20 protein-coding genes and 1 tRNA gene are annotated in these 24,305 nt (G+C 61.9%); 12 read left to right on the forward strand and 9 right to left on the reverse strand.

Features of this window, described 5'->3' with window-relative positions:
* The first annotated feature begins 54 nt into the window (after window positions 1–54).
* On the forward strand, window positions 55–246 hold the full coding sequence (locus HAV21_RS15855) for a DUF1508 domain-containing protein (protein WP_044569301.1): 192 nt from the start codon (window positions 55–57) through the stop codon (window positions 244–246).
* An 85-nt stretch (window positions 247–331) separates the two neighbouring features.
* Here HAV21_RS15855 and aceE read toward each other — a convergent pair whose 3' ends face one another.
* A complete protein-coding gene (aceE, locus tag HAV21_RS15860; protein WP_166842413.1) occupies window positions 332–3,118 on the reverse strand; it encodes a pyruvate dehydrogenase (acetyl-transferring), homodimeric type in 2,787 nt (928 codons plus the stop codon).
* A 290-nt stretch (window positions 3,119–3,408) separates the two neighbouring features.
* Here aceE and HAV21_RS15865 point away from each other — a divergent pair, with 290 nt between their 5' ends.
* The 5 genes from HAV21_RS15865 to HAV21_RS15885 all read left to right on the forward strand — a co-directional run bounded on the left by HAV21_RS15865 (window position 3,409) and on the right by HAV21_RS15885 (window position 9,430).
* The gene (locus tag HAV21_RS15865; RefSeq protein ID WP_166842414.1) at window positions 3,409–4,974 is read left to right on the forward strand and encodes an NCS1 family nucleobase:cation symporter-1; all 1,566 of its coding nucleotides are present in this window, start codon (window positions 3,409–3,411) and stop codon (window positions 4,972–4,974) included.
* 78 nt (window positions 4,975–5,052) lie between these two features.
* Complete coding sequence (locus HAV21_RS15870; RefSeq protein WP_166842415.1) at window positions 5,053–5,814, forward strand: aspartate/glutamate racemase family protein; 762 nt, start codon at window positions 5,053–5,055, stop codon at window positions 5,812–5,814.
* A gap of 42 nt (window positions 5,815–5,856) precedes the next feature.
* Window positions 5,857–6,624 (forward strand): SDR family oxidoreductase, encoded by a 768-nt coding sequence (locus HAV21_RS15875; protein WP_166842416.1) that lies wholly within the window; start codon window positions 5,857–5,859, stop codon window positions 6,622–6,624.
* A gap of 137 nt (window positions 6,625–6,761) precedes the next feature.
* On the forward strand, window positions 6,762–7,763 hold the full coding sequence (locus HAV21_RS22315) for a hypothetical protein (RefSeq protein ID WP_243753326.1): 1,002 nt from the start codon (window positions 6,762–6,764) through the stop codon (window positions 7,761–7,763).
* 179 nt (window positions 7,764–7,942) lie between these two features.
* Window positions 7,943–9,430, forward strand: a complete 1,488-nt coding sequence (locus HAV21_RS15885; protein ID WP_166842417.1) for a cation:dicarboxylase symporter family transporter — start codon at window positions 7,943–7,945, stop codon at window positions 9,428–9,430.
* Window positions 9,431–9,498: 68 nt separating this feature from the next.
* Here HAV21_RS15885 and HAV21_RS15890 read toward each other — a convergent pair whose 3' ends face one another.
* Together HAV21_RS15890 and HAV21_RS15895 are read right to left on the reverse strand one after the other, a co-directional pair.
* A complete protein-coding gene (locus HAV21_RS15890; RefSeq protein WP_166842418.1) occupies window positions 9,499–9,897 on the reverse strand; it encodes a sterol carrier family protein in 399 nt (132 codons plus the stop codon).
* A gap of 20 nt (window positions 9,898–9,917) precedes the next feature.
* Window positions 9,918–10,934, reverse strand: coding sequence for an asparaginase (locus tag HAV21_RS15895; protein ID WP_166842419.1), 1,017 nt, complete (start codon window positions 10,932–10,934; stop codon window positions 9,918–9,920).
* A 34-nt stretch (window positions 10,935–10,968) separates the two neighbouring features.
* Here HAV21_RS15895 and purD point away from each other — a divergent pair, with 34 nt between their 5' ends.
* Both purD and HAV21_RS15905 read left to right on the forward strand, forming a co-directional pair.
* Window positions 10,969–12,327 carry a phosphoribosylamine--glycine ligase gene (gene purD, locus HAV21_RS15900; RefSeq protein WP_187697100.1) on the forward strand — a complete coding sequence of 453 codons (1,359 nt, stop codon included), beginning with the start codon at window positions 10,969–10,971 and terminating at the stop codon, window positions 12,325–12,327.
* Window positions 12,328–12,329: 2 nt separating this feature from the next.
* Complete coding sequence (locus tag HAV21_RS15905; protein WP_091470380.1) at window positions 12,330–13,268, forward strand: phosphoribosylaminoimidazolesuccinocarboxamide synthase; 939 nt, start codon at window positions 12,330–12,332, stop codon at window positions 13,266–13,268.
* Between the two features lie 75 nt (window positions 13,269–13,343).
* Here the strand turns inward: HAV21_RS15905 and HAV21_RS15910 are convergent, their stop codons facing one another.
* The gene (locus HAV21_RS15910; RefSeq protein WP_024818003.1) at window positions 13,344–14,609 is read right to left on the reverse strand and encodes a helix-turn-helix transcriptional regulator; all 1,266 of its coding nucleotides are present in this window, start codon (window positions 14,607–14,609) and stop codon (window positions 13,344–13,346) included.
* Between the two features lie 127 nt (window positions 14,610–14,736).
* On the opposite strand from HAV21_RS15910, the gene HAV21_RS15915 reads away from it, so the two are divergent.
* The gene (locus HAV21_RS15915; RefSeq protein ID WP_142938020.1) at window positions 14,737–14,961 is read left to right on the forward strand and encodes a hypothetical protein; all 225 of its coding nucleotides are present in this window, start codon (window positions 14,737–14,739) and stop codon (window positions 14,959–14,961) included.
* 201 nt (window positions 14,962–15,162) lie between these two features.
* On the opposite strand, the gene HAV21_RS15920 is transcribed toward HAV21_RS15915, so the two are convergent.
* From HAV21_RS15920 to HAV21_RS15940, 5 genes are all read right to left on the reverse strand, one after another.
* Window positions 15,163–15,239 (reverse strand) — tRNA-Pro (locus HAV21_RS15920).
* A gap of 98 nt (window positions 15,240–15,337) precedes the next feature.
* Window positions 15,338–17,170 carry an ABC transporter ATP-binding protein gene (locus tag HAV21_RS15925; RefSeq protein WP_166842420.1) on the reverse strand — a complete coding sequence of 611 codons (1,833 nt, stop codon included), beginning with the start codon at window positions 17,168–17,170 and terminating at the stop codon, window positions 15,338–15,340.
* Entirely contained in the window at window positions 17,167–18,966 is a 1,800-nt protein-coding gene (locus tag HAV21_RS15930; RefSeq protein ID WP_166842421.1) for an ABC transporter ATP-binding protein, read from the reverse strand. The genes HAV21_RS15925 and HAV21_RS15930 overlap by 4 nt, the downstream gene beginning before the upstream one ends.
* Before the next feature lie 165 nt (window positions 18,967–19,131).
* A complete protein-coding gene (locus HAV21_RS15935) occupies window positions 19,132–20,079 on the reverse strand; it encodes a metallophosphoesterase (RefSeq protein WP_142938023.1) in 948 nt (315 codons plus the stop codon).
* Window positions 20,080–20,081: 2 nt separating this feature from the next.
* Window positions 20,082–22,424: a transglycosylase domain-containing protein gene (locus tag HAV21_RS15940; RefSeq protein ID WP_166842422.1), complete on the reverse strand. Its 2,343-nt coding sequence runs from the start codon at window positions 22,422–22,424 to the stop codon at window positions 20,082–20,084.
* On the opposite strand from HAV21_RS15940, the gene HAV21_RS15945 reads away from it, so the two are divergent.
* From HAV21_RS15945 to HAV21_RS15955, 3 genes are read left to right on the forward strand one after another with little or no spacing between them, the layout of a single operon-like run.
* Entirely contained in the window at window positions 22,423–22,578 is a 156-nt protein-coding gene (locus HAV21_RS15945; protein ID WP_011775990.1) for a DUF4177 domain-containing protein, read from the forward strand. The two genes, HAV21_RS15940 and HAV21_RS15945, sit on opposite strands and share 2 nt — an antisense overlap.
* Before the next feature lie 2 nt (window positions 22,579–22,580).
* Entirely contained in the window at window positions 22,581–23,117 is a 537-nt protein-coding gene (locus HAV21_RS15950; protein WP_142938025.1) for a RidA family protein, read from the forward strand.
* A gap of 17 nt (window positions 23,118–23,134) precedes the next feature.
* Entirely contained in the window at window positions 23,135–24,046 is a 912-nt protein-coding gene (locus HAV21_RS15955; protein WP_142938026.1) for an NUDIX hydrolase, read from the forward strand.
* Window positions 24,047–24,305 lie beyond the last annotated feature (259 nt).

Genomic DNA, 24,305 nt, shown 5'->3' on the forward strand with positions numbered 1-24,305 from the left:
AGGAGTTATGAAGTCAGCTCGGATACGCAACGTCGCGTGAAAGAACAGGGGAAAATGGCTGGCAGTTTTGAAATTCTCAAGGCAGGAACCAACTCGTTCCGGTTCAGGCTGACCGCGGAGGATGGAACGGTTGTGGCAGTGTCGCCACAGTTCCCTAACCTGAAAGCCGTAGTGGCGGGTATCAACGCGGTTCGCGAGAACGCGGCAACCGGATTCGTCGTCGATAGAAGGAATCTGGGCACCTGAGCCCGTTTCCGCAAAACCCGTTCAACCACAAATTGGCGGCAGTGTTCTTCACGAACACTGCCGCCAATTGTGTTGTGCGGGCTGTTTAGGCGTCGCCGCCTGCTCCGCCGGTAGTACCGGCGTTCACGTCCAGCAACTTGTAGCGGTCAATGGCGTACGACGGCGCGCCCTCCTCTACCTCGCCCCTCGCCGCCAGCAACTGGAGGGTTTTGGCGACGATGGAGTGGGTGTCGTTTTTGAAGTAGCGGCGTGCGGCTTGGCGGGTGTCGGAGAAGCCGAAGCCGTCTGCTCCGAGGGAGGCGAAGTCGTTGGGGATGAATTGGCGGATTTGGTCGGGGACGGCTTTCATGTAGTCGGACACGGCGATGACGGGTCCGGTGGTGTCTTTGAGTTGTTCGGTGATGAACGGGGTGCGGGCGGGTTGGCCGGGGTTGAGGAAGGCGTGTTCTTCGGCGGCGAGTCCGTCGCGGCGGAGTTCGTTCCAGGAGGTCACGGACCAGACTTCGGCGGCGACTCCCCAGTCTTCGTTCAGGATCCGGGCTGCTTCGATGGCCCAGGGCACGGACACGCCGGAGGCGAGGATGTTCGCGGTGGGCCGGTTCCCGGTGCGGTCTGCTGCGGGAGCGGGGGCTTCTGCGAGGCGGTAGATGCCTTTGAGGAGTCCGTTGATGTCGAGGTTTTCCGGTTCCGCGGGTTGGGTGATGGGTTCGTTGTAGACGGTGAGGTAGTACATCACGTTTTTATCTGACGCGGTTCCTGTTCCTTGCGCGTCAGCGTCTGGTCCGTACATTTCTTCGAGGCCGTGGCGGATGATGTGGCCGATTTCGTAGCCGTAGGCGGGGTCGTAGGTTTTCACGGCGGGGTTGGTGGAGGCCAGGATGGGGGAGTGTCCGTCGGCGTGTTGGAGTCCTTCGCCGGTGAGGGTGGTTCGTCCTGCGGTGGCGCCGATGATGAAGCCGCGGGTCATTTGGTCTGCTGCGGCCCAGAAGGAATCTCCGGTGCGTTGGAAGCCGAACATGGAGTAGAACACGTAGATCGGGATGAGGGGTTCGCCGTGGGTGGCGTAGGAGGTCCCGGCGGCGGTGAACGCTGCGACGGCGCCGGCTTCGTTGATGCCGGGGTGGATCAGTTGTCCGGCGGGTGATTCTTTGTAGGCCAGGACGAGGTCGCGGTCCACGGAGAGGTAGTTCTGGCCTTTGGGGTTGTAGATTTTCGCGGTGGGGAAGAACGCGTCCATCCCGAAGGTGCGGGATTCGTCGGGGACGACGGGCACGAACCGGGCGCCGAAGTTCTTATCCCGCATGAGGTCCTTCAACAGCCGGACGAAGGCCATGGTGGTGGCGGCTTGTTGTTTCCCGGATCCGCGTTTGGCGACCTCGTAGGATTTGGCCTCGGGCAGGGTGACTTCGGTGTGGGTGCGGCGGCGTTCGGGGACGAACCCGCCAAGTTCTGCCCGGCGGTCCATCAGGTATTTGATTTCCGGGGCGTCCATGCCGGGGTGGTAGTACGGGGGACGGTAGAGGTCAGCGTCGAGCTGGTCATCGCTGATGGGGATCCGGAGGTGGTCACGGAAGGCTTTGAGGTCTTCCATGGTCAGTTTCTTCATCTGGTGGGTCGCGTTGCGGCCCTCGAAGTGCGGGCCCAGGCCGTAGCCCTTGACCGTTTTGGCCAGGATCACGGTGGGTTTGCCCTTGAACTCGGTGGCTGCCTTGTAGGCGGCGTAGACCTTGCGGTAGTCGTGACCGCCGCGTTTGAGGCCCCAGATCTGCTCGTCGTCCAAATCCGCCACCATGTCTTTGGTCTGCGGGGATTTGCCGAAGAAGTGTTCCCGGACGAACCCGCCGGACTCGGCCTTGTAGGTTTGGTAGTCACCATCGGGGGTTTCGTTCATGATTTTCACCAACGCCCCGTCCTTGTCCGCTTCCAGGAGGGAATCCCACTCACGGCCCCAGACGACCTTGATCACGTTCCAGCCCGCACCGCGGAAGAACGCTTCGAGTTCCTGCATGATCTTGCCGTTACCGCGGACCGGTCCGTCCAGGCGCTGGAGGTTGCAGTTGATCACGAAGTTCAGGTTGTCCAGGTTCTCGTTCGCGGCGAGCTGGAGCAGGCCACGGGACTCGGGCTCGTCCATTTCCCCGTCTCCGAGGAACGCCCAGACCTGCTGATCGGAGGTGTCTTTGATGCCACGGTTCTGCAAATACCGGTTGGACTGGGCCTGGTAGATCGCGTTCATCGGGCCGATACCCATGGACACGGTGGGGAATTCCCAGAAATCCGGCATCAGGCGCGGGTGCGGGTAGGAGGACAGGGCGTGGCCTTCTTTGGACTTTTCCTGACGGAACCCGTCCAAATCCTCTTCCGTGAGGCGGCCTTCCATGAACGCCCGGGCGTACATGCCCGGCGAGGCGTGACCCTGGAAAAACACCTGATCCCCGCCCGAGGGGTGGTCCTTGCCGCGGAAGAAGTGATTGAAACCCACCTCATACAACGTCGCAGCACCGGCATAAGTGGAAATGTGCCCGCCCACACCAATATCGGACCGCTGCGCACGATGGACCATCACCGCAGCGTTCCACCGCATATAAGCCCGGTACCGGCGCTCGAACTCCTCGTTCCCCGGGAACTGTGCTTCCTGGTCCACCGGGATCGTGTTCACATAATCAGTGGTCGTCACCATCGGCACACCCACCGACCTCGCACCAGCACGCTGCAACAACGAACGCATAATGAACTGGGCACGCTCGGTACCCTGCTCCGCGATCAACGCATCAAGGGACTCAATCCACTCCGCGGTCTCTTCCGGATCACGATCAGGCAGCTGGGCAGTCAACCCGCTGAGGATGTGTGAGGTCTCTTCTCCTGCAGCCACGTCCAACCTCTCTTCATTGAATGTCTGGGCGCTTGCTCTGTGGGGGCGCTCAAGGAATTTCGTATTGTGAGAATAAAATTCTGCAATTCGAGATTACGTCTGCTGATGGGCAGCGTCAACACGGATTGCGTAACCAAAACAGTCAACTGGGAAAGCAGTGCTCAAGCAACCGAATGTGACCCTGCATACACCGGGAACTCTTGACGTTACGTGACCTGAGTCATAAAGTGCTTTCACTATTCAATAACTAGATTCCGCATTATGGAATCAGTACGAAGTGGAGATCCACGATGCAGACGACTTCATCAGTCGGCGTCACTGAGACTCCGGGAGACAAAAACGCAGGTGGCCCCAACCACCCAGTGGTGGGAAACACTGACCTCTGCGCCATTGCTTCCGAAGCCGCAGGCCGTACCATCAGCCCCAGCCTTTACAACATTGACCTTGCGCCCACTAGGGCCAAGGGCCGCAAGTGGACCAGCTACAGCATCTTTACCCTCTGGGCCAACGACGTCCACAGCCTGGGTAACTATGCCTTCGCCATCGGCCTCTTCTCCCTCGGTCTGGGCGGCTGGCAGATCCTGGTAGCACTGGGTATCGGTGCCATTCTCCTCTTCGGGCTCCTGAACTTTTCCGGGTTCATGGGCGAGAAGACCGGCGTCCCTTTCCCGGTCATGAGCCGCATCAGCTTCGGTATCCGTGGAGCGCAGATCGCCAGCCTGGTTCGCGGTGCCGTTGCCGTGGCATGGTTTGGCATCCAGACCTACCTGGCCTCGGTGGTCCTTCGCGTGATGCTGGTGGCCATGGCTCCCGGTCTGAAGGACCTGGACAGCAACTCCATTCTTGGCCTCTCCACTCTGGGCTGGTTCTCCTTCGTGGCGCTCTGGATTGTCCAGCTGATCATTGTCAGCTTCGGTATGGAAATGATCCGTAAATACGAGGCCTTCGCAGGACCCATCATCCTGGTCACCATGGCCGCGATTGCCGTGTGGGTCTTCATCGAAGCCGGCGGTGCTATCCAGTGGAGCGGCATCAAGGGCCTTGAGGGGACCGAGATGTGGTTGACCATCTTTGCCGGCGGCGCACTGTGGGTCTCCATCTACGGAACGTTCGTCCTGAATTTCTGCGACTTCACGCGTTCTTCCGCCTCCAAGAAGTCAATCGTCAAGGGCAACTTCTGGGGCATTCCCATCAACATGCTGCTCTTCGGCGCAATCGTTGTGGTCATGGCCGGCGGTCAGTACAAGATCAATGGCACTGTGATCGAGAGCCCCTCGGACATCGTGCAGAGCATTCCGAACACCCTCCTGCTGGTCCTGGCATGCCTCGCCCTGCTGATCCTGACGGTGGCCGTGAACCTGATGGCCAACTTCGTCGCTCCGGTTTATGCGCTGACCAACCTCTTCCCGAGGCACCTGAACTTCCGCAAGGCCGCCTGGGTCAGCGGCACCATTGGCCTGGTGATCCTGCCGTGGAACCTCTACAACAACCCGATCGTCATTGTGTACTTCCTGGGCGGGCTGGGTGCGTTGCTTGGACCCCTGTTCGGCGTCATCATGGCCGATTACTGGTTGGTCCGCCGGGGCAAGGTCAATGTGCCTGAGCTCTACACCGAGGATCCCAAGGGCGCGTACTTCTACAAGCGGGGCGTCAACCCAAAGGCCATCATTGCGATGATCCCGGCGGCAGCGATCGCAATCGCCATCGCCTTCATTCCGGCGCTGGCGGCCGCAGCACCGTTCGCCTGGTTTATCGGAGCAGGCGTAGCTGCGCTCACGTTCTTCGCGGTGGCTGACAAGAAGCAGCTCCATGAGGACGTCTCCGGCGAGCCGATCGCCGTCGCGAGCACCCACTGACTCACCGAAAACATCAAGGCTCGCCCGTCCTCTCCGTTCCATCGGAAGAGGACGGGCGTTGCCGTCGAGAGGAAAACCATGCGCATCCTTGTAGCAAACGTGAACACCACCCAGTCCATGACGGAGTCCATAGCAGCCCAGGCCCGTGCAGCAGCTGCCCCCGGCACGGAAATTATCGGTATCACTCCGCGTTTTGGCGCCGACTCCTGTGAGGGCAATTTCGAAAGCTACCTCGCCGCAATTGCCGTCATGGATGCTGTGGTGAATTATCCCGAACCCTTCGACGCTGTCATCCAGGCCGGCTATGGCGAGCACGGCCGCGAAGGCCTCCAAGAACTTCTGGACGTCCCGGTGGTGGATATTACCGAGGCGGCAGCCAGCACCGCGATGTTCCTTGGACACAAATACTCAGTGGTCACCACGCTGGATCGCGCCGTTCCGCTGATCGAGGACCGCCTGAAACTCGCCGGCCTGGACGTACGGTGTGCTTCTGTTGGGGCCAGCGGCATGGCCGTGCTGGAACTTGAGGAATACCCGGAGCGTGCTGTTGAGGCAATCGTGAGCCAGGCCGAACGAGCGGTACACCAGGACAAGGCCGAGGTTATCGTCCTGGGTTGCGGCGGCATGGCAGGGCTGGATGAGCAGATCCGCCAGCGCACGGGCGTCCCCGTGGTGGACGGCGTGGCTGCGGCAGTCACCATCGCCGAGTCCCTGGTCCGCCTTGGTCTGTCCACGTCCAAGGTGCGAACCTACGCCACGCCGCGCCCGAAGACTGTCATAGGCTGGCCGATAACTGCATCCCAGCCGGCCGCCAACCAGAACGCCGAAGCCGCGCGCTGACGGCTTGACGCTGCCCCAGGCACTTCCCCGAAAGGCAACCACATGACTGACTCCAGCCAGCCCACCAACCCGAGGGTCGCCGTCGTGACCGGGGCCGGTTCGGGTATTGGGCGGGCCGTCGCCAGGCTCATGCTCGACGAAGGTTACCGTGTTGCGTTGGCCGGGCGCCGTGAGGCGCAACTGTTGGAAACCGTCGGCGGTCATGCGGAGGCGCTGGCGGTTCCGTGCGACGTAACAGTGCCCGACGACGTCGCACGCCTTTTTGCGGAGGTCCGCCAGCGCTGGGGTCGGGTTGATGTGCTGTTCAACAATGCGGGCATCTTCGGCCCGGCCGGCGACGTGGGCGAGATCAGCGTGGAGGACTGGGAAGCAACGTTGCGGGTGAACGTCACTGGTTCCATGCTGTGTGCGGCCGAGGCTGTGCGGACCATGAAGGCCCAAGAGCCGCAGGGTGGCCGCATCATCAACAATGGATCCATCTCCGCGCACTCGCCCAGGCCCAGGTCCGTGGCTTATACGGTCACCAAGCACGCGATGACCGGCCTGACCAAGAGCATCGAGCTCGATGGCCGGGAATTTGGCATCACGTGCGGGCAGATCGACATCGGAAATACGCGCACCGAGATCATGGACACCATCGGCGTCGGGTCCGGCGCGCTGCAGGCTGATGGCAGCCGCAAGGTGGAGCCCATGTTCCCTGTGGAGGACGCTTCCCGCGCCGTGCTGATGATGGCCAACATGCCGGCGTCGGCCAGTGTTGGATCCTTGGTGGTGACCGCCGCCGGCATGCCGTTCGTAGGCCGCGGCTAGCGAGTTTTTGTACACATAACGCCCTCAAAATAGCCCTTTACGGGCATCTGCTGTACAAAAACTCCTGGCTGACGCGAATGATCTGTGGATAACTCTTCGTCGCCTCGTTCGTTATGACTGAATGGGGCATGCGTCCGTTGTCTTCTCTTCCTCCCGCACTCTCTGACCGCGCCTTTACATTGGCTGAGGCTGATGAATTCGGCATTGCCCCGAAGCGACTGCGGGCATCGGACCTACTAGTGCCCAGCAGGGGACTCCGGCTGCCGCGGCGAGTGCAGACGTTGCTGGAGGTTGCCCGGCCACATCTTGACCTCCGTCAGGGTGATTTCCTGAGCCACATCAGTGCCGCGGAGGTGCTCGGCCTACCGCTGCCTGCTTGGGCGCAGTTCAAGCCCGACGACGGCGGCCCGGTGACCGCCGTCGTCGAACCTATCCCCTGGGGGCCAAAAAGCGGGCCCCATTTTCGGGAGCCGGGGCGATTCATCCATCTATCTCGGCCCAGGAACGGATCGCTGCCTCGGCGTAGGGGAGTTGCCGGCCATCGCCTGACGTTGAGGGACGGTGACCTCACAGACGAGGACGGGGTAGTTCTCACGTCTGTTGCGCGGACGTGGGTGGATCTGGCCTCGATGTTGCCCATGGAAGATCTGGTGGTGGTGGGCGATGCCATTGTCAGCGAACACGAACGCTCGTTCGGGCCGCCGCGGGTTCCCATGGTGTCTATGCCGAAGATGCAACACTTCGTTGAAAAGGCTAACGGTATCCATGGCGTGCGCAAGGCACGCATCGCATTGGAACGTCTGCGTGTTGGCGTTGATTCTCCTCCGGAAACAAAGCTGCGCTTGATGCTGGAAGATGCCGGACTCCCTGCCTTCGTTCCTAACTGCAGGGTTGACGACGCCCTTGGTAGGCCGGTGTGGACGGATCTCGGATGCCCGGAGTATCGGACCTGCCTCGAATACGAGGGTCTGCATCACCTTTCTCCAGAGCAGCAAGCGCTGGATGCGTACCGGGATCAGCGCGTCTCTGAGGCCGGCTGGCGCCAGGTCAAGATCAACAAGGTGGACATGAAGCACGGGAGGAAATGGGTGGTGGCCCGCGTGGTTCAAGCCCTCCGGAAGCAGGGGTGGAGGTCTTGAGTTTTTGTACAGATCCGGCCCTTATGAGCTACTCATCAGGGCGATATCTGTACAAAAAACCAAATGTGACTTCCGCATTATGGAAACAGAATTTCCCCTTGCGGAATGGTGTGACCAGGCTTAAATTTGAAAAACCCCCTCAAAATGTGGGGCTGTTCCCAACTGATTGGTTCAGATCAATGAAGATCCCAGACTCCGCGGCGCTGAAGGCGAGTTCGGCCCCGCAGAAGAAAAAGCGGCTGTACAAGTCGCTCTTTTTTCAAATCCTGATCGCCGTCGTCGCAGGTGTACTCATCGGTCATTTCTGGCCGACCATTGGGTCCGCCCTCCGGCCACTGGGTGATGGATTCATTCAACTCATCAAGATGATCATCGCCCCGCTGATTTTCCTCGTGATCGTCACAGGCATCTCGGCAGTGGGCGACGTCAAGGCGGTCGGAAGGGTCGGGGTCAAAGCGCTCCTGTACTTCACCGGCGCCACTCTTTTCGCCCTCGTCTTCGGGCTCATCGTCGGAAACATCGTTCAGCCCGGTGCTGGCCTTAATATCGACCCCGCTACGCTCTCCCAGGACGCGCTCAACGCCAAGACCGGCAATGCGCCTCCCAAGGACGCCGCAGCGTTCATCCTGGATGTCATTCCCGTCAGCGTGATCGGTGCTTTTGCCAACAACAGCCTGCTTCAGGTGCTGTTCTTCTCCGTCTTCTTCGGCGCAGCCATCGTGGTCATCGGCCGCGAACGTTGCATGCCGGTCATCAGCCTCATGGAGACCGTTCTGGAACTGATCTTCAAGATCATGTCCTGGATCATGAAAGTGGCTCCCATCGGTGCCTTCGGTGCCATGGCATTCATCATCGGCCAGTACGGTCTGGGCACGCTCAGTACTTATGCCCTCCTGATAGCCGCGTGCTACGGCGCAGCAATTGTCTTCATCGCATTGCTGTTCCTGGTGGCTTGGGGCTTCGCGAGGGTTCCACTGTGGTCATTCCTCAAGTACACCCGCGAAGAATTCCTGCTGGCACTCGGAACAGCCTCCACGGAAGCTGTCATGCCGCGCATCATGACCAAGCTGACCAACGCCGGTTGCTCCCGTGCCACCACCGGACTGGTAGTCCCTACCGGCTACTCCTTCAACCTGGACGGCGCCGCGATCTACCTGTCGATTTCGCTGCTGTTCCTGGCCCAGGCCTTCGGCCACAACCTTGATCTCGGCCAGCAGTTGGCGGCCCTGGGCGTCCTGCTCCTGACTTCCAAGGGCATGGCCGGCGTGCCGGGTTCGTCCTTCCTGGCACTCTCCGCCACGGCAGCAGCGCTCGGCATCTTCCCGGTGGCCGGCGTCGCACTCCTCCTGGGAGCCGACCGCCTCATGGACTCCATGCGTGTGGTGGTGAACCTGCTGGGCAACTGCGTGGCAACGTTCGTCGTCGCCAAGTGGGAGGGCCAGTTCGACCGCAGCGTCATGGTCCGCGCCTTCAACGGTGAGATCACCAATCATGACTCGGCCGTCATGCTCGGCAAGGAAGAAGTCTTCGAAGAGCAGGAACTACAGCGCATCAGCGAGGGCCAGGAACCTTCGCCGAAGTTCCGCGGCGGTCCCTCGGCGGACGACATCCCGCAATTCGAAATGAGCAAACGGGGCCAATCATCCGCCCCGGTCTGCCCGGACTGACCGGATAGTTTTTGTACAGCTAATGCCCTTAAGACGCCGTCTTAGGGGCATTAGCTGTACAAAAACTCTTAGAGGGGGAGCAGCTCCGAAAGATCGGCACGCAAGCCGGATGCACTCAGCCTGTGCTCCGAAACCGCGTCAGCCCACGCAATCCGTCCCGTCACCAGCGACAGCCAGGTGGCGGCGTCGCACTCGATCACGTTCGGGGGAGTGCCGCGCGTGTGGCGGGGCCCCTCCACGCATTGGGTGACGCCGAACGGCGGCACCCTGACTTCCACGGAGTTGCCGGGTGCGCGGGCGGTGACTTCCTCCAGGGAGTAGCGCACCGCCGTCGCAATTAATGAGCGCGACGGCGGTGGCCCGGCAAGGCTGCCCGGCTCACCATCTGAAGGCTCGACGGCGGCCTGCCAGGCTGCCAGCGCAGCGCGGCCCTCGGAAACATCGACGCGGCGTCGTGCGACAGCCATGGTTTTTCTCCTCAGAAGTACTAGTCCAGCAGGGCGGAGACGGCGTGGCCCAGGCGGATCTTGCCAACCTCGTGACCGCCCCCAAGCACTGGCTCAACCACCCGTTCCAGGACATTGGAAACTGCCGGGATGTCCACGGCGCCGCTTACTGCAAGAAGAGTCAGCCCCACCAGGGACGTGGCCCGCAGGTTCCCGTCCAGCATCTTCACAGCTACGGTGGCGCCGGTGGGGGTTGCGAGGACAAGGACGCCCTCAGCCCCGATTTTGGCCAGGACCTCGAGTTCTTCCATGACGATAGTGTTGGACTCGCCTTTGCCTTGGACGGCCCAGGGGTAATCCAGCATGGAGGTGGCAATGGTGGCGGCACGCGCATTGGACGATTTATCACCGGGGGACTTGGCCAAGCGGGAGTAAGCCCGGGCGAGGCCGGTCAGCGAAATGGCGGCAACTGGTGCGCCGCAGCCGTCGATGCCCAGGTGGGAGATGGTTTCGCCGCTGTATTCCTCAATCACGGAGCGAACACGCTGTTGAAGGGGGTGATTGGGTTCAAGGTAGCTCCGCAGGTCCCAGCCGTTTTCGGTGCACGCCCACAGGAAGGCTGCGTGCTTGCCGGAGCAGTTGAAAGCCAGCCTGGATTGGCCGCGTTCGGAGCGGACCAGCCAGTTTCTAGCAGTCTCATCCTGGGGCCAGGCGGTGGGGCATTGGAGGTTATCTTCCTTCACGCCCGCTGCTTTGAGCATCCCCTCAACAATGTCCATATGGTCCAAGGACCCGGTGTGGCTGCCGCAGGCTACAGCAACTTGTGCGCCACGGAGGGGCACGCCGGACTGCATGGAGGCCAGGGCCTGGAACGGTTTGAGGGTGGAGCGGGCCATGATGGGAGCCTCGATGTCGCCAAGACGGGTGACCACCGAGCCGTCGCCGGCAAGGACCACGGCCGCGCCGATGTGCCGGGACTCAATAAAGCCACTTCGTTCGATCACTGCCAGTTCCACCGCGGACTCAACGTTGAACGTTTCATGCGAACTTATGGGCATACAGCCAAGTCTAGAGGCGTGCAGGGTCCGGTGAATGACACAGCTTAGGCTGCTCGCCCTTCACAAAGTACCCTTGAGGACTGTGAAGGTACTCGTCATTGGCCCAGGCGGCCGCGAACACGCCATTGTCCGCTCTCTGCTTGAAGATCCGAACGTTTCCGAGGTCCACGCGGCCCCGGGCAACGCGGGCATCAGCAAACTTGTTCCCACCCATGCGATTGACGGGAACAACCCGGAAGCCGTGTCCGCCCTCGCCACCAAGCTGGGCGTGGACCTGGTGGTGGTTGGCCCTGAGGCCCCCCTCGCCGCCGGCGTGTCCGACGCCGTCCGCGAAGCCGGTATCCCGGTGTTCGGTCCCAGCAAGGAAGCTGCCCAGCTGGAGGCCTCCAAGGCTTTCGCCAAGCAGATCATGGCTGAAGCGAACGTTCCCACGGCCATGGCCCGCGTGGCCACCAACGCTGAGGAAGCCGCCGATGCCCTGGATACTTTCGGTGCACCGCATGTTGTTAAGGACGACGGCTTGGCCGCCGGTAAGGGCGTGGTGGTCACCAAGGACCGCGCGGAAGCCCTGGCCCACGCCCAGGCCTGCTTCGACGCCGGTGGAACCGTGGTCATCGAAGAGTTCCTGGACGGCCCCGAGGTCTCCCTGTTCGTCCTCTGTGACGGCCGCACTACTGTTCCCCTGTCCCCGGCACAGGACTTCAAGCGCATCTTCGACAATGACGAAGGCCCCAACACCGGCGGCATGGGCGCGTACACCCCGCTCGAGTGGGCTCCCGAGGGCCTGGTCCAGGAAGTCATCGACCGCGTGGCCCAGCCCACCGTGGATGAGATGGCCCGCCGCGGCACCCCCTTTGTTGGCGTGCTCTACTGCGGCCTCGCCCTGACGTCCCGCGGCACACGCGTCATCGAGTTCAACGTCCGCTTCGGCGACCCCGAGACCCAGGCCGTCCTGGCACGCCTCAAGACCCCGCTCGGTGCGCTGCTGCTGGCAGCTGCCAAGGGCGAACTGGACACCGCAGAAGAGCTGCGCTGGTCCAAGGACACGGCAGTCGCCGTCGTCGTCGCCGCCGAAAACTACCCGGACGCACCCCGCACCGGTGATCGCATCCGCGGCCTGAAGAAGGTTGACGAGCTGGACGGTGTCCACGTGGTCCACGCCGGCACCAAGCTGGACGACGAAGGCAAGGTGGTCTCCGCTGGTGGCCGCGTCCTCGCCGTGGTCGCGCTCGGTTCCGATCTGGTGGAAGCACGCGAAAAGGCGTACGACGGCGTTGAGCTGGTTCAGCTTGAAGGCTCACAGTTCCGTACGGACATCGGAGGCAAGGCCGCTCGCGGCGAAATCCGCGTGCCTTACACCGCAACCGGAACCATCCCGAAAGTGCAGGCTTGAGCATGACTGAGGGCATCCCCACCGGCGGCTTCGAAACCGAAACACTGGAACTTCCGGGCTGGACGCACGTCTACTCCGGCAAGGTCCGTGATCTCTACGTCCCGGCCGACGAAGCCATCACGGAAAAGATCGGCCAGGAATGCGTCTTGGTTGTGGCCAGTGACCGCATCAGTGCTTACGACCACGTGTTGAGCAGCGAGATCCCGGACAAGGGCCGCGTCCTGACGCAGCTGAGCCTGTGGTGGTTCGATCAGTTGGACGTTGAGCACCACGTGCTGGCGTCCACGGTGGAAGGTGGCGTTCCTGCCGCCGTCGAGGGCCGGGCCATGATCTGCAAGAAGCTGGACATGTTCCCGGTGGAATGCATCGCACGCGGTTACCTCACCGGTTCCGGCCTGGCTGAGTACAAGGAATCCCGCACGGTGTGCGATATCCCGCTGCCGGAGGGCCTGGTTGATGGCTCGCGCTTGGAGAAGGCACTCTTCACGCCCTCTGCCAAGGCCGAAGTGGGCGAGCACGACGTCAACATCACCTATGACGACGTTGTGGCCATGGTGGGCGACGACATCGCTGCCCGCCTCAGTGAGCTCACGCTGAAGATCTACACCCGCGCCGAGGAGATCGCCCGCGAACGTGGCATTATCCTGGCTGACACCAAGGTGGAGTTCGGCATTGACGCTGCCACTGGCGTGATTACCCTGGGTGACGAGGTCCTCACCCCGGACTCTTCACGGTTCTGGGATGCGTCCACGTACGCGCCGGGACAGTCGCAGCCTTCGTATGACAAGCAGTACGTCCGTGACTGGCTGACCTCAGCAGAGTCCGGCTGGGACAAGTCCTCTGACACCCCGCCTCCGGCTCTTCCCGCCGAGGTAGTTGAGCGCACCCGCGCCCGCTACGTCGAAGCGTATGAGAAGCTCACGGGCCGCACCTTCGCCTAACCGCACCCAACTGAGTCGCAGTTAAGCGCGTTTTGACCGCTCAAAACGCGCTTAACTGCGACTTACTTGGCTTAGTCAGGCCTGCGAGTGTTCCTTCGCGGCACGGCGCTCGGCCAAGCGGATCTCCAAGACCGCGTCCATGGCCTGCTGGACCCGGTCCGACGCTCCCGCCGCGCTGAAGTCGTGCTGAGCCTCTTCCAGGAATTGGAGCGCCTCAGCGGCTTCCCCTGCTGCTTTCAAGGACTTACCCAGCAGCAGCGACACTTCGCCGGCGGTGTGCCGGGCCAACACCTTGCGGTCTGCGTAGATTTCGCGAAGCTTCTCCACGGCTGCAGGGATGTCCCCGGTCAAGTACAGCCAGCGGGCGCGGATGAACGCGACCTCCAACTGGTCTGTCTTGTTTCCGCCCACAATGGACAGCGCGAGTTCCGCTCGTTCAATGGCGGACAACGTTTCCGGTTCCACAATCCCGGAGGAGAGCCGAACGGCTGCTGAAGCCTTGTTGAAGCGGGCCCACAGCTCAATGTCGTTGGCGGGGGAGAGGAGCTTGGCTGCTCGCTCGTGGTGCTTGATGCCCTCAACGTAGTCGTGGCGCATGAAGGCGACGTTGCCCACCACCCAGGCCACTTCGCCTGCCAGCTGCGACATGGAGTGCTCGTCCATGTGCTCAATCATCGCCAGACAGTATTCCCAGGCCTCGTCCAGTTTGCCGCTCTCGGCAAGAGCACCGATCAGCGCGCGGTGCGCACCAATAATGAGCGTGGAACCCTTGGGCAGCTGCTCGCTGAGCTTGACGGCTTGCTTGGCATGCTCGACGGCGGTGGCCAACTGGCCTTGTCCGTGACACACCGCGGCAAGCATCTGCCAGGCGCGAACTCCAAGGCCGGCGGACTCCGTGGCCATGGGGTGTTCCAAGAGGTGCTCAACAATCTGTTGGCATTCCTTGAGCTGCCCTTGCTTCATCACACACTCGGCCTGCATGTACGTCATGTTCCACCAGGCGCTGTTGTTCTTGGCCTCAAGAGCGATCTGCGCTGCGGTTGCTGCGTGGCTGGCGGCGAGTTGATAGTCGCGGAGGTCCCAGGCCTGCCGGGCATACAAGCCGGCGAGGACGTACTCGGCATCGCTCACGGAAACGGGTTGACTCCACGCTTCAAGTGCCTTGGGTGCCAGCTCCAGCCGGCGGGCGAGTTCCTCGATGACTTCGGCCGTGGGCTCGCGGCGGCCAGTCTCCAGCAGCGAAATGTAGCTCGGTGAATACAGGTTCTTGCCTAGCTCTGCCTGCGTCAACCCACGTTCGAGCCGTTCGGCACGTAGCTTCTCGCCGAATCCGTTTCCCACGGGTCCCTCCTACAGGTGTCTTTTGACCAAAACCTTGACAGTCTCTGTGGAAAACATTTTACAATGTATGTCAACAGGGACCGTGCAATTTCCGTAACGAATCCGACTCGCATTGGGGTACAACATCATGTTCAAGAAAATCATTGCTTCAGTGGCCGTGGCGGGCGCACTGACGCTGGCAGTTGCGGCTCCCGGTGTAGTCTCTGCTGCTCCCGCGGCAGATTCCAGCACAGTAAGCGCCATTGGCAACTGGCCGGACCCTATGCGGTCCACCACCACGGCGCCCAAAAAGGACAAGTCCGAGACGACCATCTCTACGATGTCCATCGGCAACTGGCCCGACCCTATGTAAAACAATTGTAGTAAAAGAAACCCCGGAGCGTGACGAGCGATGCTCCGGGGTTTTCTTTGTGCCCTGCCTTCGGTGGCCACTGAAATCATAGTGAGGCGCGGCGGGGACGCCAATCGGCACGATAGTACATGTGGATAGGTGCGGTGCGTTGACAGACTTAAAATAAAAATGGCGCCGATTTCTCGACGCCATTTTCGTGTTTGGTCGGGATGACAGGATTTGAACCTGCGACCTCTTCGTCCCGAACGAAGCGCGCTACCAAGCTGCGCTACATCCCGATCCGCTGCGAAAGCAACTGTTCAAGAATAGCCGAAACGTCCCGTGATGCGAAATCGAGGAGCCGGTGTGCCTCGTCACAGCTGCGACGCTGCGAAAGCTACACCAGCGAGTCCCGCCACGCACCGTGCAGCTGGGCAAACCGTCCGCCACCGCTGATCAACTCGGCCGGCGTCCCGTCCTCCACAATGCGTCCGTCGTGGACCACCAGCACCCTGTCAGCCGTCTCCACAGTGGAGAGGCGGTGGGCGATGATGATGGCTGTCCGGGCTCCCCTGCCGCCGGCCACTCCCTCCAAAAGGTTGGACAATCCCTCCTGGACCATACGTTCAGAGGGGATGTCCAAGGAGGACGTTGCCTCGTCCAGGATCAGCACGGCCGGTGCGGCCAGGAAGGCGCGGGCGAAGCCGATGAGTTGTCGTTGACCGGAAGACACCCGGCCACCGCGCTTGTTGACGTCTGTGTTGTAGCCTTCGGGGAGGCTCATGATGAACTCGTGGGCTCCCACTGCTGCAGCGGCGGCCTCGATTTCGGACCGCGACGCCTCGGGCCTGCCCAAGGCGATGTTGTCCGCCACGGAGCCACTGAAGAGGAAGGCTTCCTGCGTCACCATCACCACGGCGCGCCGGAGGTCTGTGGTGGAGAGCTCGCGGAGATCGATGCCGTCCAAGGTGATGGCCCCGGAAGTGACGTCGTAGAAGCGTGCCACGAGCTTGGCCAGCGTGGACTTGCCCGCTCCCGTCTGGCCAACCAGCGCAACAGTCTGCCCGGCAGGGATGTGCAGGTTCAGTGTGGGAACAACCACCTTGCCATCGCTGTAGCCGAACTCCACGCCCTTGAAGTCGATTTCGCCGCGTGAGCTCTTCAACGGCACAGGGTTCTTCGGCGGGCGGACGGTAGGTATTTCCTCAAGAAGTCCGGACACCTTTTCCAGCGCTGCCTGGGCGCTCTGGAACGAGTTGTAGAACATGGCCATCTGGTCCACCGGCTGGAAGAAGCGTTTAGTGGAGAGGATCAGTGCCAGCAGGACGCCGACAGCCAAGTCCCCACTCAGCACACGGAAGCCGCCAAACAGCAGGACCACGGCCACACAAACATTGCCGATCAGCACCAAGCCCGGCTGGAAAATGCCGTTCAGGTTGATGGAGCGGACGGTGTTCTTGCGGTAGTCCTCAGCCAACTCGCCATACCGGGATGCATTCTCGCGCTCTTTGCGGAACGCCTTCACCGCACGGATACCGGTCATGGTCTCCACAAAGTGCACGATCAGGCGCGCGGACACCACGCGGGATTCACGGAACGCGATCTGCGAATGCTTCTGGTACCAGCGGGCCAGGAAGAACATGGGCACGCCGGCTGCCAGGACAATTAATCCGCTGCGCCAATCGAGCGCAAATATGGTGAAAGCGGTGAACACCATGAACAGCAGGCCGGACGCCAAGGAGCTCACGCCGGAATCCAACAGTTCGCGCAGCGCTTCCAGGTCCGAGGTCTGCCGGGCGATGATGCGGCCGGAGGTATAGGTCTCGTGGAACTCCAGGCTCAACCGCTGGGTATGCCGGAAAACCCGAACGCGCAGATCCAGCAGCATGGCCTGGCTAAGCCGGGCAGTGGAGGTCACGTACAGTGCGGTCATTCCAGCCGTGGCGATTGCAGCCGCCAGGTACAGGGCACCGGCCAGCACCAAAGGCCCGTTGTCGCCGGCCTGCAGTGCGGGAAGGGCGTTGTCGATGCCGAAGGCGATCAGCGCGGGCCCGGCAACCCGGGTGAGCTGCGAGACCACCACCATGGCAATCGTCAGCCAGAAACGCAACCGTACGGGACGGATGAGCGAGGCAAGCAAGGTGAGCGACCGGCGTCGTACGGCTTTGCTGTCCGCTTTGGTGAGGTGTGTGTTGTCCTCGTTGGCCGTGCCAAAAGTTGCGACGCTCATCGGCGGGCCTCCTCGGCTTCTTCGAGCTCGTCCAGTTCGGTGTCCAGGTCCTTCGGGCCGGCGTCCAGGCTGGCGATGACATAGCGGTAGTGATCGTTTTCGGCCAACAGTTCCGTATGGGTTCCGACGGCGGTAATGGTTCCGCCTTCGAGCAAGGCCACCCGGTCCGCCAAGGCCACCGTGGAAGGTCGGTGCGCAACGATCAGTGTGGTTGTCTCGCGGAGGACCTCGCGCAAACGGGCTTCCACGCGTTCTTCCGTGTTCACGTCGAGGGCGGACAAAGGATCGTCAAGGACCAACACCTTGGGCTTGGCGGCGATGGCTCGGGCTAGGGCAATCCGCTGCCTCTGGCCGCCGGACAGGCTCAAACCTTCCTCGCCGATCAAGGTGTCCACGCCGTCCGGCAACGAGTACGCGAACTGCGCCTGTGCCACGTCCAAGGCTTCGTCCAGGGCAGCGTCGCTGGGATTCGGGGCGCCCAGGAGGACGTTGTCCCGCACCGAACTGGAGAACAGTGTGGTGTCCTCGAAGGCGACTGCCACGATTCTCCGGAGCTCATCCATGTCAAAGTCGCGGACGTCCACACCGTCGATCGTCACCGCACCCGAGGTCACGTCATACAGCCGGGGGACCAGCTGGAGCAGGGCGCTCTTGCCGCTACCCGTAATGCCCACCAGGGCCATGGTCTCGCCGGGGCGGATGTCCAGGGTGACGTCGTGCAGGAGGGTACCGCCGTCGTCGAACCCGAAACCGGCGTGCTCAAAGCGCAAGGCGCCCTTCACGCTTACCGGAACCTTGGGCTGGTCCGGGGAGGTGATGGTGTTTTCCGTGTCCATCACCTCGAAGTGGCGGTCCAACGCGGTCTTGGCGGTCAGCGCCATGGCCAGCAGCATGCCCGAGAACTCGACGGGAGTGGCCACCACCGCGGCTGTGGCAAAGAACGCCACCAGCGCGCCGATGCTCAGTTGTCCGTTAGCCACAAGCATGATGCCCACCACCAGACCGACGCCCAGCGCCAGCTCCGGCAGCAAGGTGACCACCAGCGTGAACCCGGCTTGCTGCTTCGCCTTGGCGATCTCGGTCTGACGAAGTTCCTCAGCCTGGCCGTTGAAGTTCTCCAGGGCTTCACGGCTCCGCCCAAAAGCTTTCAGGACGCGGATGCCGTGGACGGATTCCTCCACGGTGGTGGCGAGGTCGCCGGCCTGGTCCTGGCTGAGGCGGGTGACCAAACTGAAGCGGCGGCGGAAGCGGAACGAGTTGATCATGATCGGCACGGCCGCTGCAAGGAAGATCAGCGCCAGCTGCCAACTCATGGAGAACATCACACCCACGCCGATGATCACCGTCAGCGTGGTGACTACCAACATGATGGCGCCGAACGCCATCCAGCGGCGCAGGAAGCTCAGGTCCGTCATGGCGCGCGAGAGCAACTGACCGGAACCCCAGCGGTCGTGGAACGCCACGGTGAGCTGTTGCAGGTGGCCGTAAAGGGTCACGCGCATCCGGGTTTCCACCGTGGTGGCGGGGTTGATGACGAACTGCCGGCGCAAGGCCACCAGCCCGGCTTCAGCGATGCCCAAGGCAAGAATCACGACGGCGGCAATCCAGACGGCGTCCGTGGAACCGCCGGGTTGCAAGGAGTTGTTGACCAGGACCCGCAGCACTTGCGGGATGGTCAGCGCGACGATGCTGGCCAAAAGGGCGCAGATCAGGCCCATGAATAGTCGGGGGAGGATGGGCCGCACATGAGGGTACAGGCGGCCGACGGAGGTGAAAAATGACGTTTGCTTGGACATGCCCGCTTCTCAACAGCTGGATCTTCAGATGGTGCGGAGGTAGTTTCCCGTAGCAACTACCCTATGCCATGGCGTGATTCGTTTCACAGGACAACGCAACGTTGGTGAAATGTTTGACCCAGTTATTGGGGATCGTAATGATCCCCTGGCTTAGCCGCGGGGTACCTAATTGCGCGGCGTGAGCGTTAGCAGCACTGCCTCCGGGCGGCAGGCGATGCGGACCGGGGCGAAGCGCGAGGTGCCGATACCGCCGGAGACGTTTACCGGCGTCGTGAAGCTATCGCTTTCCCAATCGTGGAGGCCCTTGGCACGCCACGTAGGGAGGTCGCAGTTGGCCACCAGCGCCCCGTAGCCGGGGATGCAGATCTGGCCGCCGTGTGTGTGGCCGGCAAGGATCAGGTCTGCTCCGGCCTCGGTGAAGTGATCCAGCACGCGCTGGTACGGAGCGTGAATGACGGCCACCTTCAGGTGGGGGCGGGCGTCTTGGTTGACTGTTCCGCGGGGCCAGCCGGCATAACGTTCACGGCCAAGGTGCGGATCATCAACTCCCGAGAAATCGAATCGCAAACCGTTCAGCACCACTGACTGGGCGCGGTTGGTGAGGTCGATCCAGCCGCCCATTCCGAACGCCGAGCGGAGCTTGGGCCAGTCAAGGGCGATGGGGTCGGTTCGCATCCGCGAGGGACCGCGGAAGTAACCCGCCGGGTTCTTGATTCGCGGGCCGTAGTAGTCGTTGGAGCCCGGTACGAATACGCCGGGGAACTCCAGCAGTGGTCGAAGTGCCTGGATCAGGGGGTCGATGGCTTTGGCGTGGCTAAGGTTGTCACCCGTGTTGACCACAAGGTCAGGCTTGAGGTCTGCCAGCGATTGCAGCCACTGCGTCTTCTTTTCCTGGCCTGGGACGAAGTGAATATCGCTCAGGTGCAGGACCCGGAGCGGCCCGGATCCCTCCGGAAGGATGGGCAGGGTTTCGTGGCGGACCTCGAACTGGTCCTTCTCCCACCAGCCGTAAGCGGCGGCCGCTGCACCTGCTGCTGCGCCGACGGCAGCAGTGACGGCGAAACCGCGCCCGACGGTGCGGACGCGGTTTGCCAATGAATCACTGAAGGTCATGGTCAGTTCTTGTTGCCGTTGCCGTTGCCGTTGTTACCGTTCCCGTTGTTGCCGTTACCGGAGGGCGGGGCGGGGTTGGGCGCTGTTGACGGCGTGTTGGACGGGGAGTTGTTCCGCTGCGGCGCGGGAGCCGTACCGAGCAGGTTCGATGGCGGCTGCTGGAACGGGTTGGTTCCGTACGCAGGTGCCACAGCCAACATGTAGTTGGTGAACTGCGGACCGGCGATCATGTAACCGTCGATTGAGGGGTAAAACTTGCCGTTGATGGTCAGGTTGCGTCCGTAGCGCGACTGATCAGCCAAAGGATCGCCGAACCAGGAGGCCGTTGCCAAACCTGAGGTGTAGCCCACTACCCAGGTGGAGCCGTTGGTGTCGTTGGTACCCGTCTTTGCAGCCACCGGGAAGTTCTTGGAGTTCAGGGCCGGACGGATCAAAGAGCCGGAACCTTCATCCAGCACCTTGCCCATGGCGTAAGCAACGCCGCGGGCCACTTCAGGCTTTACGGCATCTTTACAGCTGGAAGACTGGGCAGGAAGCTGAGCTCCGGACTGGTCCTTCACCGAGGTGATGGCAATCGGCTCGCAGTACTTGCCGTCGGCTGCGAATGTTGCAAAGGCTGCAGCCATGGTGAGCGGAGCCGTTTGCGTTGCGCCAATGAGGTTTGACAACCGTGTCATGGGAACCTGGGGGTTGGGATCCGTGACCTTGCCCGTATTGTCACGCGTGGGAAGACCGCCGTGGATGCCGGTGGCGTCCACAATTCCCTGAATGCCACAGAGGTCAACCTGAGCAGCTGAAGCAAAAGTCGCGGTGTTGATGGAGTTCATGAGGCCATAGAGGACAGTCATGTTCCGGTAGTAGCCCAAGTCCGAGTTTTGCAGGTCAAAGCTTCCCGGCACGTTGGCGTCATAGAAGCCGTCCGTCGGTGTAGGACAGGTGTTCTTCCAAGGGAAGTTGACGCCGTATTTACGTTGGGCCGCGTTGACGTTCTGGTTCATCGACTTGCCCTCGTTCAGCCACTGGGCAAACGTGAAGGGCTTCATGGTTGAACCGGGCTGGAACCCGCCAATGCCATTGAGGTCATTTCCGTCGGCGTCGAGGACGTCCACGTTGAAGTTCTGCGTCTGATCGAACTTGCCCTCTTGAGGCAGCCACACAGTGTTTTGCGCCATGCTGACGATCTGGCCGGTGCCGGGCTGGACGGAGACGATCGAGGCGCCCCACTTGTCCGGGTTTGCGCCCGCCGTCGCGTCAACCTGCTGCTGAGCTACGTTCTGTGCTGTCGGGTCGAGGGTGGTCTGGATGGTGAGGCCGCCACGCTGGACACGCTTGATGCGTTCTTCCTGGGTATCGCCGTAGGCAGGATTGTTGAACAGCAGGTGCAGCACGTAGTCACAGAAGTACGGCGCCATGGTGGCGTAGGCGCAGCCCTGGCGCGCCGGGGTGACCTGCGTGGTGACCGGGGTGGCAACAGCTTCGTCGTACTGTGCCTGGGTGATCTTGCCCTGATTGACCATGGCTGCCAGCACAAGATCACGGCGCACCTTGGCGTTATCCGGGTTGGCAATCGGATCGAACGCAGAGGGGCTGTTCACAAGGCCGGCCAGGAGGGCCGCCTGCGGAAGAGTGAGGTCCTTGGCAGTGGTGCTGAAGAAGAACTTTGAGGCAGCTTCAATTCCGTAAGCGTCACGGTTGAAGAAGACGATGTTGAGGTAGCCCTCGAGGATCTGCTCTTTGGAGAACTTCTTCTCCAGGGCGATGGCGAGCTTCATTTCGCGGAGCTTGTCGCCCACGCCCTTGCCGCCACCGTTGAGCTTGACGTCTTCTTCGCGGTCGGACGCCACCAGGGACTCGTTGATGACGTTGTTCACGTATTGCTGCGTGATGGTGGACGCGCCCTGCTTGTTGCCACGGGCGGTGCTGACGATGGCTCGCATGATGCCGGTGGTGTCGATGCCGCCGTGCTCATAGAAACGGCTGTCCTCGATCGCGATGACAGCGTCCTTAATGAACGGGCTCATCGAATCCAAGGGAACCTTGGTCCGGTTCTCCGCGTAGATCGAGGCGATCGGCGTACCGTCCTTCGCCAGGATGGTGGTGTTCTGGCTGGGCGGATCCACCTGAAGTTCCGCCGGCAGAGTGTCAAAGAACTGAATTGAACCACTTGCGGCACTGCCCGAAACGGCGGCGGCGGGGACCAAAAGGCCCGCGACCAGGACGCCACAAATCGCGCTCACACCAAGGAAGCCTAGAATCTTTCCGAGGGTGGTGGCAGTGTCGAATAGTGGGTTCTTGCGAGTCACCATGTTTTCCACTTTACCGGCAAGGGCTAGGCTTTCTGTCATGACCAAATGGGAGTACGCCACGATTCCGCTCATTATTCACGCTACAAAGCAGATCCTGGACCAGTGGGGCGAGGACGGCTGGGAGCTCGTCCAGGTCGTCGGTGGACCCGATGGCAAAGGCCTCGTAGCATACCTGAAGAGGGAGAAGCAGTAATCATGACAACCCCCGCAGAAACCACGTCTGCCGCGGAATCCGGCGCCCCCACGTCTGCTGTTGAGCAGCGTCTGGCCGAGCTCGGGTTGACCCTGCCTGAGGTAGCCGCGCCGGTGGCTGATTACGTCCCCGCAATCGTTTCCGGTAACTACGTCTACACGTCCGGCCAGCTGCCCTTTATTAACGGCAAACTCGAAGCTACGGGCAAGGTGTCCCTCGGCGAGTTGGGCACGTCCGACGAACCCACTGTTGACCCGGAAGACGCCAAACGTTACGCCGCTCTCTGTGCCATCAACGCCCTCGCTGCAGTCAAGAGCGTCATCGGCGATCTGGACCGCGTCACCCGCATCGTCAAAGTTGTGGGCTTCGTAGCCTCCGAGTCCACCTTCACCGGACAGCCCGGCGTGATCAACGGTGCGTCCGAACTCCTGGGACAGGTATTCGGTGACGCCGGCAAGCACGCACGCTCCGCCGTCGGCGTTTCTGTCCTGCCGCTCGACTCTCCCGTTGAAGTCGAGCTCATCGCTGAATTCAGCTAAGGAACCGGTTCACCCACGTGCCACAGCTTGCCCGCCGTCTGTTTGTACTGCCCCCGGAACTCGAAGGGGCAGCACAAAACTGGCTTGAGCTTGGCGAACGGACCCCCAGGGCCGCCCGCTACGCCTCCTCCGTTGTGCTGTTGCGCGATTCGCCCACCGGCTTGGAAACCTGGCTTGGATACAGGCCGGGTTCCTCGCCGTTGGGCGTTGTCGCGTTCCCGGGCGGTTCTTTGGACCCGTCCGACGACGACCCCGTCGGCTGGTTGGGCCCGTCACCTCAGCATTGGGCTGAGCAGATGGGAACGGACGACGTCGGACTCGCCCGCCGTCACGTGGTGGGCGCCATCCGCGAACTCTTCGAAGAAACGGGTGTCCTGCTCGCAGGCCCTGACGCTTCTTCCACGGTCGAATCGAACTCCACCATTGACTGGATGCGCGCCCGCGAAGCCGTGGCCGCCCAGGAGAAGTCCTTCACGGAGATGCTTACCAAGCGCGGGCTGTCCCTCCGCACCGACCTCCTGAAACCCTTGGTGAACTGGCTCAGCCCGGACTTTGCGCACGCGCGTTTCAACACCCGGTACTTTGCCGCCACTGTCCCGGTGAACCAGCAGCCCAGCATCCTGGGCAGCAAGGGTGTGTGGGGCCGCTGGGTGTGTGCCTCCCAAGCCATTGCACTGCGGGACACCTCAGCACTTGGTGATGAGATAGGCCAGGAGAATACTGTGGGCCTCAAGCTCGGCCAGCTCCTGGTGCCGGGCTCGGAAATCATGCTCGAAAAAATGGCCAACGCCAACGGCTGCATCGCGTATCTGAGCTATAAGCGCAAAGCGCACGTGTACCAGGCGAAACTGGTGGATGAGGGTGGCATCCTCATGCTCGAGGTCGAAGCCGCCCGCACCGTGGCAGGGGAGCCCCAGCGCGAACGCTAGGCCTTCCGACGCTCTCTCACATCCCTCGGGTTTGAGCCGGTCGCTCTCTCACGTCCCTCGGGTTTGAGCCGGACGCTCTCTCACGTCCCTCGGGTTTGAGCCGGACGCTCTCTCACCGGCAAAGTCGTTATGACTGCGGTCGTCAAGTTTTTGAGACAGGTCTCGTTGTTGTTTTTGGTTAGGAGGCCAGGGGTTGCTGGGCGCGGGTTTGGTAGTTGGTGTGGGCTTTGGCTGGTGGTATGCCGCCGGCTCGGCGGTT

The organism is Paenarthrobacter sp. MSM-2-10-13 (assembly GCF_011605365.1).
In the GTDB taxonomy this organism is placed as follows: Bacteria; Actinomycetota; Actinomycetes; order Actinomycetales; family Micrococcaceae; genus Arthrobacter.

What these genes read in the sequence shown, in the direction of transcription:
- HAV21_RS15925 (WP_166842420.1), bottom strand. Translation starts at nt 17,170, where the DNA reads ATGAGCGTCGCAACTTTTGGCACGGCCAACGAGGACAACACACACCTC.
- HAV21_RS15950 (WP_142938025.1), top strand. Translation starts at nt 22,581, where the DNA reads ATGACAACCCCCGCAGAAACCACGTCTGCCGCGGAATCCGGCGCCCCC.
- HAV21_RS15895 (WP_166842419.1), bottom strand. Translation starts at nt 10,934, where the DNA reads ATGCCCATAAGTTCGCATGAAACGTTCAACGTTGAGTCCGCGGTGGAA.
- HAV21_RS15865 (WP_166842414.1), top strand. Translation starts at nt 3,409, where the DNA reads ATGCAGACGACTTCATCAGTCGGCGTCACTGAGACTCCGGGAGACAAA.
- HAV21_RS15885 (WP_166842417.1), top strand. Translation starts at nt 7,943, where the DNA reads ATGAAGATCCCAGACTCCGCGGCGCTGAAGGCGAGTTCGGCCCCGCAG.
- HAV21_RS15905 (WP_091470380.1), top strand. Translation starts at nt 12,330, where the DNA reads ATGACTGAGGGCATCCCCACCGGCGGCTTCGAAACCGAAACACTGGAA.
- purD (WP_187697100.1), top strand. Translation starts at nt 10,969, where the DNA reads ATGACACAGCTTAGGCTGCTCGCCCTTCACAAAGTACCCTTGAGGACT.
- HAV21_RS15930 (WP_166842421.1), bottom strand. Translation starts at nt 18,966, where the DNA reads ATGTCCAAGCAAACGTCATTTTTCACCTCCGTCGGCCGCCTGTACCCT.
- HAV21_RS15870 (WP_166842415.1), top strand. Translation starts at nt 5,053, where the DNA reads ATGCGCATCCTTGTAGCAAACGTGAACACCACCCAGTCCATGACGGAG.
- HAV21_RS15940 (WP_166842422.1), bottom strand. Translation starts at nt 22,424, where the DNA reads ATGACAGAAAGCCTAGCCCTTGCCGGTAAAGTGGAAAACATGGTGACT.
- HAV21_RS15855 (WP_044569301.1), top strand. Translation starts at nt 55, where the DNA reads ATGGCTGGCAGTTTTGAAATTCTCAAGGCAGGAACCAACTCGTTCCGG.
- HAV21_RS15915 (WP_142938020.1), top strand. Translation starts at nt 14,737, where the DNA reads ATGTTCAAGAAAATCATTGCTTCAGTGGCCGTGGCGGGCGCACTGACG.
- HAV21_RS15875 (WP_166842416.1), top strand. Translation starts at nt 5,857, where the DNA reads ATGACTGACTCCAGCCAGCCCACCAACCCGAGGGTCGCCGTCGTGACC.
- HAV21_RS15890 (WP_166842418.1), bottom strand. Translation starts at nt 9,897, where the DNA reads ATGGCTGTCGCACGACGCCGCGTCGATGTTTCCGAGGGCCGCGCTGCG.
- HAV21_RS15935 (WP_142938023.1), bottom strand. Translation starts at nt 20,079, where the DNA reads ATGACCTTCAGTGATTCATTGGCAAACCGCGTCCGCACCGTCGGGCGC.
- HAV21_RS15945 (WP_011775990.1), top strand. Translation starts at nt 22,423, where the DNA reads ATGACCAAATGGGAGTACGCCACGATTCCGCTCATTATTCACGCTACA.